This is a genomic window from Bacillus cereus group sp. MG4 (genome assembly GCF_040460055.1).
In the GTDB taxonomy this organism is placed as follows: domain Bacteria; phylum Bacillota; class Bacilli; order Bacillales; family Bacillaceae_G; genus Bacillus_A; species Bacillus_A wiedmannii.
Map to the genome: position 1 here is coordinate 5047044 of NZ_JARVGZ010000001.1, position 13286 is coordinate 5060329.

Consider the following 13286-nt stretch of genomic DNA (forward strand, 5'->3'; position numbering starts at 1 on the left):
GAATAACGTGGTTCGAAACCATCCCACGTAAAAAAACTAAGGAGATTTTGTCATGAATATTAGAACTTTAGTCGGTAATGGTATTTTAGCGGCATTATATATTGCTGTTTCTATGCTTATTCAGCCATTTGGCTTTACGAATGTACAGTTTCGTATTTCAGAGATGTTTAATCATCTTGTTGTATTTAATAAGAAAGCAATATACGGAATTGTATTAGGTGTATTTTTAACGAATCTCTTTTTCTCACCAATGATCGCTTACGATTTAGTATTTGGAGTAGGGCAATCTATTCTTGCATTAGTTGCAACGATTATTTCTATGCGATTTATTAAAGGTGTTTGGGCTCGTATGATTTTTAATACAGTTATTTTTACAATTACAATGTTTATGATTGCAATTGAACTTCATCTTGCATTGGGTTTACCATTTATGTTGTCTTGGTTAACATGTGCAGTCGGTGAATTTGTTGTCATGGCGATCGGTATGCCTGTAATGTACTGGATTAATAAGCGAGTACAATTTGAAAGATTTATGCAATAGATGAAAGAGCTATTCCTATAGGGATAGCTCTTTTTGTATGTAATCACATTGAATATAATGCTGTGACTCTTGATACAATATAATAAAATAAAGTGAGGCTTTCATTAGCTGGCTACATATAAGAAGTCATATATAAGGGGAATCTAGTATGAAATATAAAATCCATTGGTTGTATAAAACAAAGAGCGGATTGCAGACGGAATTAACGACAGATTATATGAACATAGAAGATGTATTGCAATTTGCAGAGGATTTCGAGAAAACAGGAAGAGTGAAAGAACTATCATTTTATGATGAAATGGATGCAGAATGGTCATTAAAGGAAATGAAAAAGCTGAGTAAACAAGTGGAGGAAGAGCCCCAAGAAATTCTCGTTTATTTTGATGGCGGTTATGATGTACAGACGAAAGAAGCTGGAGTAGGTATATGTGTATACTATAAAAAAGGAAATACAAAATACCGAATTCGCCGTAATGCATATATAGAAGGAATATATGATAATAATGAAGCGGAATATGCATCATTACTATACGGAATGAATATACTCGAGGAATTAGGGATTAAGTATGAAGCAGTTACACTTCGAGGAGATTCTCAAGTTGTACTGCAGCAGTTGGCCGGGGAATGGCCTTGTTATGATGAACATTTAAATCATTATTTAGACCAAATTGAACAAAAAGCAAAGCAAATGAAATTAAAACTTGTATGTGAGCCAATATCTAGAAAACAAAATAAAGAAGCACATCAATTAGCAACGCAAGCATTAGAAGGAACCGTCATTGATAGTCATAAAGAAATAACCGAATAGAGAGGTGCAACGTTGGATAAAAAGCAACTCATTACAGAGGTAAATGACTTATTAGAAACGTATTGTGAAGGGTGTTTTTTACGAGAACATAATCGAAAGACAAATAGTAAATATTATGCTCATTCTTTTTGTATTAGGCAATGTACAGTTGGAGAAACATTGAAAAAGTATGGAGAACAGTTGTCATGAAAAAACATCCAGAGAAAATTCTCTGGATGTTTTTTAGTGTCTTGCTTCGTGTAGTTGATGCTCGCATTTACTTAATTTCTTTTCCTCATTCATTAAAAATGGCTCATCTAAATCTGTCGCAACAGATTTCATAATTTCAAGCTGAGAGCGAGCGGCTTCTACAGCAGTAGTCGCATGCTCTAATGTATCTGGATCCATTGAAATTGTCGCTGACCCTACCATTTTTTGTGCTGTTTCTACACGGAATTTCACTTCTTCAAAATCATTTACTTCTGATCCCATTATTACTTCCTCCTTTGTATATTGCGCATTTCACATAGTTTTTGCTCTGTAAAACGGAAATATACAAAGGAATAACAAAGGAGGTTACCAAGTAAGGTAACCTCCTGTTATATGTTGGATTAAAGTTTTACTACGTTAGCAGCTTGAGGTCCACGGTTTCCTTCAGTAATATCGAAAGATACTTCTTGACCTTCTTCTAAAGCTTTGTAGCCGTCACCTTGAATAGCAGAGAAATGTACGAATACATCGTCAGCGCCTTCCATTTCAATAAATCCAAAACCTTTTTCGTTGTTAAACCATTTTACTTTTCCTTGCATGTTACAATTCCTCCTAAAAACATTTGCTTTTTTCATTTAGTGAAATTCATTTGAAAGATAATATAAACTAAAAATGCTATAATCTTGAATATTCTGCTAAATGATTAATTTAAATATACACGAATTGGTAGAAATTAGTCAAGTAAGCGATTTTATTTTTTTGTATTTTTAAATAATTTTCCAGCCGAACTTTTAAATAGGTATAGGACAGGCCGAGTATGTAATATTCTTAATTGAATGCTATACATAATGAGGTGAAAGAAAGAATGAATGAGTCTTATTTATTAGATAATGAAGGAATGAGAACGAGAACTGACATACCAAATTGGGTTACAAAAGAATTTCAAAATTTTTCGAGTGTCGTGCTAGAACCAACTTTCCCATGTTATTTCGGCTTAACAGCTTTGAAAAAGAATGAACTTCGTTATTCATTTCTCTCTCATAATGATTGGAGCCATTTGCCACATACAATGTTATCTTTTTTAGAGTTAATGAAAGAGCGCCCAATTGTAAGAAGAGGATTCTTTCTTTTTGTGGAACCGGAATGTGAGGAACAATCACTGGAATATTATCGTGATTACTTTTGGAAAGTATTACAATATTTACATGAAAACGATGACCAAACATGGCCGAAGCAAATTCCTGAAGACCCAGACCATTACTTATGGGAATTTTCATTTGGTGGTGAACCAATATTCGCATTTGGAAATGCGCCAGCTTATAAACAACGAAAAACTAGGCGTTTAGGAAATTCTCTCGTTATTGGATTTCAACCACGCACCATCTTTGATGGATTAGAAGGGGATCGCCCTAAAGGAGCATATTCAAGACAAACGGTCCGAGATCGAGTTGAAAAGTGGGATCAGCTGCCGAAACACCCTAACATTAGTCATTATGGTGATCCAGATCATCGTGAATGGAAACAATACTTCATAGGAGACGATGTAGAGCCGATAAAAGGAAAATGTCCTTTTCTTCATAAGGTAGAAAAGTAAGAGCCATCATCCAGATGGCTCTTTTGCATATTTTGGATAAAAAAGGGTATTTTAGTAGTAAATATTTTGATGTAAGCTAGTCTATTTTTAATCATTACATCATTACTTAATAGTAAAGGAAGTAGAAAGGATAGAGCGATGTTTGGAGCGATTATACAACAAATTGTATTAGGTATTTCATTAGCTGCGCCAGTAGGTCCAATCAATATTGAAATGTTAAAACGAGGAATTGAAAGAGGTTTTTGGCATGCATGGGTTGTTGGAATTGGTGGAATGACTGCAGATATTTTGTTTATGCTTCTCATTTATTTCGGTTTATCTTCTGTGTTTATGTATACATATGTACAAGCTTTTATGTATTGCACAGGGTTTTTCCTATTATTTTATTTAGGATTTCAAAGTGTAAAACAAGGAATTTCTCACTCGAATATGGAATATAAAAAAGAAGAGGTAGGCGGTCTTAAACAATCGTTTATGGCAGGTTTTTTAATTGCGATATCCAATCCATTAAATCTTGTTTTTTGGTTTGGTATATACGGAAGTACACTTAGTTCATTACTTACGAAGGTAACGAAACAAGAAGCCTTTTTGTACAGTCTTTGTATTATCATTGGCATTATTTTATGGAATTTAAATATTGCTTTTTCTGTCCATTTTGGCAGAACTTTATTAAAGCAAAAAGCACTTGGCTATATAACAGCCGGAGCAGGTATTATTTTAGTAGGATATTCTATCCATTTTGCATACAAAGCTTTACAGTTGTTCACATAAGATTGAAGGGGAGATTTTTATGTATCGAACCACTATTGACGGAAAAGAAATTATTATTACGTTAGCACCAAAAATCCGAAAAGAAATTACTGATAGGAATCCACTATATGAAGCGGTATTTCATACTGCAGCAAGATTACTACAAACAAAGCAACCGACGTTTGCGGTAAATCATGAAATATTTGGGCTCATTATTGGAGAGGTACAAAGAGGAGAAGTAACAGTGTTTGCGGTGGAACATATTATTCCAAAGCAAAATATATTTGGATCGAACAATTTTTTCTCGACAATAGAGCAACAGGCAAATTTGTAAAGTGAATAGAATAAAATAAAAAATAAAAGAAATAGTCGTAACGATATGTTGCGGCTGTTTTTTTGGAAAAGGGGGAAGGAAGATGAAGAGAGTGGGGAAAGAGTTCTTTTTGCAACATGATATCGTTATTATGTACAGTATTCTATTGGTTTTCATCATTATTTTAAAAATGCAATTTTTCACATGGATCGGTATGTTCTCGTGTTTGTTTGGGATTGTTTTTTATACACTTAACGAATATATGACACATCGTTTTTTATTTCACTTAAAGCCACCTAAAAACGTATTTTTATTAAAAATGTTAAGACGATTACATTATGATCATCACGTGTATCCAGATGATTTAAAACTTTTATTTTTACCTGTATGGTTTAGTATACCGAGCTTTACTATATATTTACTTATAGCATATGGTATAACAAAAAGTGTTACTGTTACACTTTCATTCGGAATCGGAATGATTATTATGCTTCTCGTTTATGAATGGAAACATTATATTGCACATAAGCCAATTCGTCCCGTCACTAAGTTTGGAAGATGGCTAAAAAAGCAGCACATATTACACCATTATAAAAATGAAAAGTTTTGGTTTGGTGTTTCAAATCCAGTATTCGATTTCATATTTGGAACGCTTAAAGATGGGAAAGACGTTGAATTAAGCGAAACAGCTCGTAATTTAGAAAAAGAAAAAAAGACAGAAGTAGTGCGATAAGCACTACTTTTTTTTATCTAGAAATTTGCCAGGCGGTAAAACTCCCGCCTCAAAATTCGGCAAATATGAGGAAGTTAGATGGAAGATAACTTCCTGTAAAGCTTGACTGGTGAGGAATTGAAGTACGTAATTTTTATGTTGAAAAAGTATATTAAAAACTTAGGATAAATTGGCGAAAAATGTCTATCGAAAAATCTTTGCAGGAATGTATGGATTGTCTAAAATAGAAATAAGTTTCTGAATATTTATAAAATTTAGTCTTTAGGTATACAAGGGGGAAGTGTATTTTCAGTAAGAGAGGGGAATGGGAATGAAAAGAGATGATACGTCAGCACGTAAGTTACAAAATGAAGTGAATTATACAGAGATTGTTCAGTCAGAAGAATTTCAATTACTATTAAATACGAAAAAGAAGTTTATCGTTCCGATGAGTATTTTCTTTTTAAGCTTTTTTATTGCATTACCTATTTTAACATCGTATTCAAAGGTGCTCAATACACCAGCATTTGGGGACGTTACGTGGGCATGGGTGTTTGCATTTGCGCAATTTATTATGACGTGGTCATTATGTATGATTTATAGCAAAAAAGCAGAATCCTTTGATAAAATCTCGCAAAAAATTCTACAAGATATGCAAAAAGGGAGGGGCTAACTTTGAATGTAACCGCTTTTGCATTATTTTTAATCATCGTTCTTGGTACACTCGTCATAACTTATTTTGCGTCGAAGAAAACGAAAAATGCGAGTGAGTTTTATACAGCTGGAGGGGGATTAACTGGTTGGCAAAATGGTCTGGCCATCGCGGGAGATTACATGTCTGCTGCGTCATTTCTTGGTATAGCCGGAGCGATCGCATTAACTGGGTTTGATGGATTCTTTTATAGTATTGGTTTCTTAGTTGCTTACTTAGTTGTATTATACTTAGTTGCAGAGCCGCTGAGAAATTTAGGGAAGTACACATTGGCGGATATGATTGCAGCACGTTTTGATGCGAAAAAAGTTCGCGGCGTTGCAGCGCTTAATACGATGACGATTTCGATTTTTTATATGATTGCACAATTAGTTGGGGCTGGTGCACTTATTAAATTATTATTAGGGATCGAATATACGACATCCGTTTTAATCGTTGGTACATTAATGACAGTGTACGTTATTTTTGGCGGAATGACTGCGACGAGCTGGGTGCAAATTGTTAAGGCTGTATTACTTATGGCTGGTACATTTATTATTTCTGTTATCGTTTTCTCCAAATTTAATTTTAGTGTAACTGAAATGTTCGCTCAAATGAAAACAGCTACTCCATTAAAAGATTCGTTTTTAAATCCAGGAGTAAAGTATAAGGATGGTCTTGATACACTGTCTTTAAATTTAGGACTAGTTCTTGGTACTGCCGGATTACCACATATTCTTGTTCGCTTTTTTACAGTACGTGATGCAAAAACGGCACGGCAATCTGTTGTGTACGCTACGTGGTTAATTGGCGCATTTTATATTATGACAATCTTCTTAGGATTTGGGGCAGCAGCATTTGTAGGGAATGAGGCAATTATGAAAGCAAACCCTGCTGGTAATATGGCAGCACCTTTGTTAGCTAAAGCGCTAGGTGGAGATTTCTTATTTGCTTTCGTTTCAGCAATTGCCTTTGCAACTATTTTAGCTGTAGTGGCAGGCCTTGTATTAACAGCAGCATCAGCATTTGCACATGATTTTTATAATGAAATTATTCGCAAGGGGAAATCAACGGAAAAAGAGCAAGTGTCAATGGCTCGCTATGCGTCTATTGGGGTAGCGGTATTATCCATTATACTAGCGTTATTTGCTCAAACGTTGAACGTAGCATTTTTAGTTTCATTAGCATTTGCAGTTGCAGCGAGTGCAAATCTACCAGTTATATTATTCACAATATATTGGAAGCGCTTCAATACAACAGGTGCCATTTCGGGTATGGTCGTTGGTCTTGTATCAGCAATTGTTCTCGTAGCCTTAAGCCCAAATGTTTGGAACCCTGTAGCTGGAAAAGCTATATTTGTTGGGGAAGCGATATTCCCATATACGACACCTGGAATTATTTCAATTCCGCTTGGATTCCTTGCAGCATATTTAGGAACCGTGTTATCTAGTAAGAAAGAAGATGCTGCGAAATTTGATGAGATTCTTGTGAAATCTAATACAGGTCATGGTGTTAGTGATGCATCGTCACATTAAAAAGAGAAGGGCTTTTCGATATATAAGAAAAGCTCTTTTTTTCTTGTAAATATTACTGTATTGTAAGTAGGATTTTGTCTTAATTTTGTGGAATGAAAATAAGCAGGGAGAAATTTAAATCATCATGGCACCAGCGCAGCTTTTGTGAAAAATAAGTTGTTATGGAAGGTGGAAGAAATGATGAAAACGAAACAGACTGATGAATTATTAGCAAAAGATGAGCAATATGTTTGGCACGGAATGCGTCCTTTTAGTCCAAATAGTACAATGGTAGGGGCAAAAGCAGAAGGGTGCTGGGTTGAAGATATAGAAGGGAAAAGATATTTAGATGGTATGAGTGGTCTTTGGTGTGTGAATAGTGGATATGGCAGAAAAGAGCTCGCAGAGGCGGCATATAAGCAATTACAAACATTATCATACTTTCCGATGTCACAATCGCATGAACCGGCTATAAAGCTTGCAGAAAAATTAAATGAGTGGCTTGGAGGAGAGTATGTTATTTTCTTCTCTAATAGTGGCTCGGAAGCGAACGAAACAGCTTTTAAAATAGCAAGACAATACTATGCTCAAAAAGGTGAACCGCATCGTTATAAATTTATGTCGCGTTACCGCGGGTATCATGGAAATACAATGGCAACGATGGCAGCGACGGGACAAGCACAGCGTAGATATCAATATGAGCCATTTGCTTCAGGATTTTTACATGTAACACCGCCAGATTGTTATCGTATGCCTGGAATAGAAAGAGAAAACATTTATGATGTAGAATGTGTAAAAGAAGTAGATCGCGTTATGACATGGGAATTAAGTGAAACGATTGCAGCTTTTATTATGGAACCAATTATTACGGGCGGAGGCATTTTAATGCCGCCACAAGACTATATGAAAGCTGTTCATGAAACGTGTCAAAAACACGGTGCCTTGCTCATTAGTGATGAAGTGATTTGTGGTTTCGGACGTACAGGAAAAGCATTTGGATTTATGAATTATGACGTTCAGCCGGATATTATTACGATGGCAAAAGGGATTACGAGTGCATATTTACCGTTATCAGCGACAGCTGTGAAAAAAGAAATATATGAAGCATTTAAAGGGAAGGGAGAATATGAATTCTTCCGTCATATTAATACATTTGGTGGAAATCCTGCGGCTTGTGCATTAGCGCTTAAAAACTTGGAGATTATGGAAAATGAAAATTTAATTGAGCGATCTGCACAAATGGGCTCGCTTTTATTAGAGCAATTAAAAGAAGAAATTGGAGAGCATCCACTTGTTGGGAATATTAGAGGGAAAGGTCTACTAGTTGGAATTGAACTAGTAAATGATAAAGAGACGAAAGAGCCAATTGATAACGACAAAATTGCAAGTGTTGTAAATGCTTGTAAAGAAAAAGGTTTAATTATTGGACGAAACGGCATGACAACAGCAGGATATAATAACGTCTTAACATTAGCACCACCGCTTGTTATCTCAAGTGAAGAAATTGCCTTTGTTGTTGGAACGTTGAAGACAGCGATGGAACGTATTTAATGAATCGAGCGAGCTGTAATATACAGCTCGCTTTTGTTTATTATGTGAAATATGATAAATTTTCAAGGCGAGGGGAATTATTATGAAGAAATATGATCCTAGTCAACATTATCACATCGGGTATTATGAAGATGGATACGATTTAGAAGTGACGGCGTACAAAAGAATAAATGAGCCAGTTTGGGATGCTTATATTCCGCACTATGAGGTAGACAATTTTTACAAGAAAGTGGAGAAAATGAAGCTAGGTGAATATATAGATGATTACGGCATTATGGTGTATTCATTTAGTAATGATATTGATGATGAAGAAGCACGAATTATTTTTGAAAAATGGTTAAAAACGAATAAAATTGTTTAAAGATAAAACGAAAAAGGAGATTGCTATCTTATAAGATAGCAATCTCCTTTTATTATATGAAACTTATTTACTTGCTTTCATCGCTTTATCTTTTGCACCAAAAGTGTATTTTAACATTGGTGGTGTAATCATTGTAGTTAAAATAACGACAATAACGATAGCTGTAAAGTAATCTTGTGCTAATAGGCCTGAAGAAAGTCCTGTTCCTGCGATGATAAGTGCAACTTCACCACGAGAAACCATTCCAGCACCGATAATTGCAGAAGACTTAGCGTCAAATCCAGTCATTCGTGCACCAAATCCACAACCAATTAGTTTCGTTAATACAGCGATTATTGTTAATGCTAGGATGAACCAAATTTGATTGCCAATACCGTCAAATGTAATATTCATACCGATACTAACGAAGAATACTGGAACGAACATAGCGTAAGCGATTGGTTCTACTTTCTTTTCTACTTCATGTTTGTAGTTCGTTTGAGAAATAGCGATACCAGCTGCGAAAGCACCGATAATACCAGCAATTCCTAATAGTTCGCCGAAATATGCGAATGAGAAACAGATGATAAGAGCCGCGCTCACGATAGACTCAGATACGCGTAGTGGTGATAACCAGCGCATGATCGCAGGAACACCTTTCCATCCGATTAAAATAATAGAAGCGAAGAATACAACTTTCTTCAAGATAATCATTGTTAAGTTAACATCGTCTGTACCTAAGAAGCTCATTGCAAATGCTAATAAAATAACAACAAGAATGTCATCAAATACAGCCGCGCCAAGCATAGTTGTACTTTCACGTGTTTTCATCTTTCCTAAATCACGAAGTGTTTGTACGGAAATACTAACACTTGTCGCACATAGAAGTAATCCTAAAAATACAGCATTTCCTTGTTCCATTCCCATAACAAGACCAGAAACGTAACCACCTACGAATGGTAGAATGATACCTCCAAGTGCAACAGCTAAAGAAGAATTACGATTTGCATTTAATTCCTCTAAGTCTGTTTCAAGTCCTGCCATAAACATTAAAAGAATAACACCGACATTACTTAATTGTGTTAGAAGCTCTGAATTTTCAATCCAACCTAATATAGCTGGACCGATAACGATACCGACAATTAATTTACCGAGTACAGAAGGTTGACCTAGTCTAACACTAAGATCACCAGCAAGCTTTGTACTTAATAAAATAAGTGCAATTTGAAAGAAAAATTCGAAATCCATCGGATCCTCTCCTCATCATTTTTATTTTTATCATACGATTTCTCGGAATTTGCCTAATGAAAATATGTAAACCCATTAAACAAAGGGTCTAATTACAAGTTCTTTTGAACTCGTAATTTGAACCTGTAATTAATATATAATAGATTTTACAAAAAATCAATGAAAAAATGGGAGCTTTTTTAGAGAGAAACGGTGTTATTAGGGATATACATATAAGAATAGCGTGTGAATTTTTATATGTATGAAATAGTATGAAGTCCTTTTTCATTACAAATAATAAAGCTTAAATACGATTTCACGAATTATAAATGTGAAAGGGAGGGCTTATCATTTGAAGTCATTAAAAAACAATTTGTCTATCGTTGCTTTAGGTGGAGTAAATGAAATAGGAAAAAATATGTACGCTATTCAATATGAAAATGATATTATCGTTATTGATTGTGGATCTAAATTTCCAGATGAAAGTTTATTAGGAATTGATTTAATAATTCCAGACATCACATACTTACAAGAAAATAAAGAAAAAATTCGCGGGTTAGTGGTGACGCATGGACATGAGGACCATATTGGTGGAATACCATATTTTTTAAAACAACTAAACGTACCAATCTATGCGACGAAGTTAACGTTAGGTTTAATTGAAATTAAATTAAAAGAGCATAATCTTCAAAATGATACGGAATTAATCGTTATTCACGCAGAATCAGAAATCGATCTCGGTTCTATTAAGACGACATTTTTTAAAACGAATCATAGTATTCCAGACTGTCTCGGTATTGTGTTTCATACACCAGAAGGTACTGTAGTACACACCGGAGATTTTAAATTCGATTTAACACCTGTAAATAACCAACATCCTGATATTCATAAAATGGCTAAAATAGGTAGTGAAGGTGTACTAGCTTTACTATCTGAAAGTACAAATGCAGAACGACCAGGTTTTACTCCATCAGAGAAATCGGTAGGGGAACGGATAGAGGAAATATTTATGAAAGCAAATAGAAAAGTAATTATTTCTACATTTGCTTCTAATGTAAATCGTGTTCAGCAAATAGTTGAAGCTTGCATAAAAACAAATCGAAAACTGGCTTTGCTCGGGAGAAGTATGGTAAATGTAGTAGAAGTTGCTCTAGAGAAAGGGTATTTACATATTCCAGACGGCATGTTAATTGAATCGAATGAGGTAAATCGTTTAGATCCAAAGCAGGTAGCGATACTTTGTACAGGAAGTCAAGGAGAACCGATGGCAGCTTTAGCGCGTTTAGCGAGTGGAAATTATAGGCAAGTTGATGTTTTACCAGAAGATACGGTTATTATAGCCGCGACTCCGATTCCAGGAAATGAACGTAACGTTTCAAGAATTATAGATAATTTATTTGCTTTAGGAGCAAAAGTAATTTATGGATCAGGTAGTTCTACTGGAGTCCATGTATCCGGTCATGCATATCAAGAAGAGTTGAAATTGATGCTCACTTTAATGAAGCCAAAGTATTTTATCCCAATTCATGGAGAGTTTAGAATGCTACATCACCATAGTTTGTTAGCAGAATCAATTGGTGTTGAAAAAGAAAATATCTTTATCGTTCGTAATGGGGATGTTGTAGATATAAGTAATGAAGTGGCCATTCAATCTAGAAAAATACAGGCTGGAAATATATATGTAGATGGATTAGGAATTGGTGATGTTGGAAATGCCTTATTACGTGATCGAAAACAACTTTCAGAAGATGGAATGCTCGTAATAGTTATTACTTTTAATAAAGTGGATGGAGAAATTATTTCAGGTCCTGATATTATATCTCGTGGATTTGTCTATGTTCGTGATTCAGAAGAATTTTTGAAGGAATTAAATAAATTAGCTGTTATTACAATTAATAATTTAAAGAAAGAGAATGTGAATAGCTGGGGTATTTTGAAAAGAGAAGTAAGAGAAGCTTTAGGAAAGTTTATATATACTAGCACGAAAAGAAAACCGATGATCCTTCCTATAATAATAGAGGTTTAAGAGTTAATAAAAAGAATTCTCATAGGGGAATTCTTTTTTGTTTTGAAGACAGAATGAACATATAATGAAATAAATAGAAATGGAAGGAAATAAAAGATGTTATTAAACAAACGCTTTACAATTGGAGAAATGGCAAAAATGCATAATATAGCTGAATCAACTTTACGTTATTATGATGAGAAGGGAATTTTTCATCCGTCCATTGTGGACCCGCAAACAAATTATCGCTATTATACGATCGATCAATTTTCACTATTAGATACGATTAAATTTTTACGCCAATTAAATATTCCATTAAAGGAAATTAAGAAATATATTGATGAAAGAAATCCGGCATACGCACTCAATTTACTGGAAAAACAACAAGAAATGATGTTGAAAAAACAAAGAGAAATTGAATATGCTTTGGCGAAAATGGAGCATAGAATTCATTTAATTAAGGAAGCAACAAAAGCAAAAGCTGAACAAATGGTAATTAAAGAGATCCCGCAGCGAAAAATTACAGCAATTGCGGTTGCCCCGAATACGACGGATGATATGTTTGAGTACTATATTCATTCGTTGCAAAAAAATATGAGACAAATGGATGATAGCTTATTTTCTGGAGATATCGGTGTAACAGTTGCGAAAAAAGGATTAATGCAAAATGAGTTTCAAGCATATAGTAGTGTTTTTATTCTTTTGGATTACATGCCTTTTCAAATACATAGTTCAGATGAAATTAAAGAAGGCATGTTTGCCTGTGTATATCATCATGGACCATATGAAGAAACGGATGAAACATATAAGAAGTTAATGAAATATATTAATCAAGAAGGATACGAAGTAAGTGGCGATGCGATTGAGATAGCATTAATTGATTGGTCTGTAACAGACAATCCAGAGGAGCAAGTAACAGAAATTCAAATTCCTATAATGAAAAAACAAAGCAATAAGTTGTAGGACGCGTATCATTACAAATTGGCCCTAAATATGATAATTAAGTTACCTATTTTTTAATTCTCTATTGACATTCAAGTAACTTGAAGGT

At 34.5% G+C, this 13286-nt stretch carries 16 protein-coding genes and 1 riboswitch; of the genes, 13 read left to right on the forward strand and 3 right to left on the reverse strand.

What is annotated here, in order from left to right; translation table 11 throughout:
- Window position 1: 1 nt before the first annotated feature.
- A riboswitch (PreQ1 riboswitch) is annotated at window positions 2-46 on the forward strand.
- Window positions 47-52: 6 nt separating this feature from the next.
- From QCI41_RS26630 to QCI41_RS26640, 3 genes are all read left to right on the forward strand, one after another.
- Window positions 53-541 (forward strand): QueT transporter family protein, encoded by a 489-nt coding sequence (locus QCI41_RS26630; RefSeq protein WP_001026476.1) that lies wholly within the window; start codon window positions 53-55, stop codon window positions 539-541.
- Between the two features lie 148 nt (window positions 542-689).
- On the forward strand, window positions 690-1349 hold the full coding sequence (locus QCI41_RS26635) for a ribonuclease H family protein (protein ID WP_048561297.1): 660 nt from the start codon (window positions 690-692) through the stop codon (window positions 1347-1349).
- A 12-nt stretch (window positions 1350-1361) separates the two neighbouring features.
- Entirely contained in the window at window positions 1362-1538 is a 177-nt protein-coding gene (locus QCI41_RS26640; protein ID WP_000358801.1) for a zinc-finger domain-containing protein, read from the forward strand.
- A gap of 33 nt (window positions 1539-1571) precedes the next feature.
- Here the strand turns inward: QCI41_RS26640 and QCI41_RS26645 are convergent, their stop codons facing one another.
- Together QCI41_RS26645 and cspB are read right to left on the reverse strand one after the other, a co-directional pair.
- Window positions 1572-1820, reverse strand: coding sequence for a DUF2564 family protein (locus QCI41_RS26645; protein WP_046958951.1), 249 nt, complete (start codon window positions 1818-1820; stop codon window positions 1572-1574).
- 119 nt (window positions 1821-1939) lie between these two features.
- A complete protein-coding gene (gene cspB / locus QCI41_RS26650) occupies window positions 1940-2137 on the reverse strand; it encodes a cold shock-like protein CspB (protein ID WP_001161731.1) in 198 nt (65 codons plus the stop codon).
- 266 nt (window positions 2138-2403) lie between these two features.
- On the opposite strand from cspB, the gene QCI41_RS26655 reads away from it, so the two are divergent.
- The 8 genes from QCI41_RS26655 to QCI41_RS26690 all read left to right on the forward strand — a co-directional run bounded on the left by QCI41_RS26655 (window position 2404) and on the right by QCI41_RS26690 (window position 9024).
- On the forward strand, window positions 2404-3132 hold the full coding sequence (locus QCI41_RS26655) for a YqcI/YcgG family protein (protein WP_353836266.1): 729 nt from the start codon (window positions 2404-2406) through the stop codon (window positions 3130-3132).
- A 138-nt stretch (window positions 3133-3270) separates the two neighbouring features.
- On the forward strand, window positions 3271-3903 hold the full coding sequence (locus QCI41_RS26660; protein ID WP_046958953.1) for a LysE family transporter: 633 nt from the start codon (window positions 3271-3273) through the stop codon (window positions 3901-3903).
- 19 nt (window positions 3904-3922) lie between these two features.
- Complete coding sequence (locus QCI41_RS26665) at window positions 3923-4216, forward strand: hypothetical protein (protein ID WP_064476567.1); 294 nt, start codon at window positions 3923-3925, stop codon at window positions 4214-4216.
- Between the two features lie 82 nt (window positions 4217-4298).
- On the forward strand, window positions 4299-4928 hold the full coding sequence (locus QCI41_RS26670) for a sterol desaturase family protein (protein WP_353836265.1): 630 nt from the start codon (window positions 4299-4301) through the stop codon (window positions 4926-4928).
- A 310-nt stretch (window positions 4929-5238) separates the two neighbouring features.
- Window positions 5239-5580: a DUF485 domain-containing protein gene (locus QCI41_RS26675; protein ID WP_000817357.1), complete on the forward strand. Its 342-nt coding sequence runs from the start codon at window positions 5239-5241 to the stop codon at window positions 5578-5580.
- Window positions 5581-5582: 2 nt separating this feature from the next.
- Window positions 5583-7133 (forward strand): solute symporter family protein, encoded by a 1551-nt coding sequence (locus QCI41_RS26680; protein WP_001103252.1) that lies wholly within the window; start codon window positions 5583-5585, stop codon window positions 7131-7133.
- 180 nt (window positions 7134-7313) lie between these two features.
- Entirely contained in the window at window positions 7314-8663 is a 1350-nt protein-coding gene (locus QCI41_RS26685; protein ID WP_000850952.1) for an aspartate aminotransferase family protein, read from the forward strand.
- 82 nt (window positions 8664-8745) lie between these two features.
- Window positions 8746-9024, forward strand: a complete 279-nt coding sequence (locus QCI41_RS26690; RefSeq protein WP_088062751.1) for a DUF3986 family protein — start codon at window positions 8746-8748, stop codon at window positions 9022-9024.
- A 63-nt stretch (window positions 9025-9087) separates the two neighbouring features.
- Here the strand turns inward: QCI41_RS26690 and QCI41_RS26695 are convergent, their stop codons facing one another.
- Window positions 9088-10251, reverse strand: coding sequence for a cation:proton antiporter (locus QCI41_RS26695; RefSeq protein ID WP_353836264.1), 1164 nt, complete (start codon window positions 10249-10251; stop codon window positions 9088-9090).
- Between the two features lie 331 nt (window positions 10252-10582).
- Here QCI41_RS26695 and QCI41_RS26700 point away from each other — a divergent pair, with 331 nt between their 5' ends.
- Both QCI41_RS26700 and QCI41_RS26705 read left to right on the forward strand, forming a co-directional pair.
- The gene (locus QCI41_RS26700) at window positions 10583-12256 is read left to right on the forward strand and encodes a ribonuclease J (protein ID WP_353836263.1); all 1674 of its coding nucleotides are present in this window, start codon (window positions 10583-10585) and stop codon (window positions 12254-12256) included.
- Window positions 12257-12352: 96 nt separating this feature from the next.
- Window positions 12353-13198, forward strand: a complete 846-nt coding sequence (locus QCI41_RS26705) for a MerR family transcriptional regulator (protein ID WP_046958957.1) — start codon at window positions 12353-12355, stop codon at window positions 13196-13198.
- The last annotated feature ends 88 nt before the right edge of the window (window positions 13199-13286 follow it).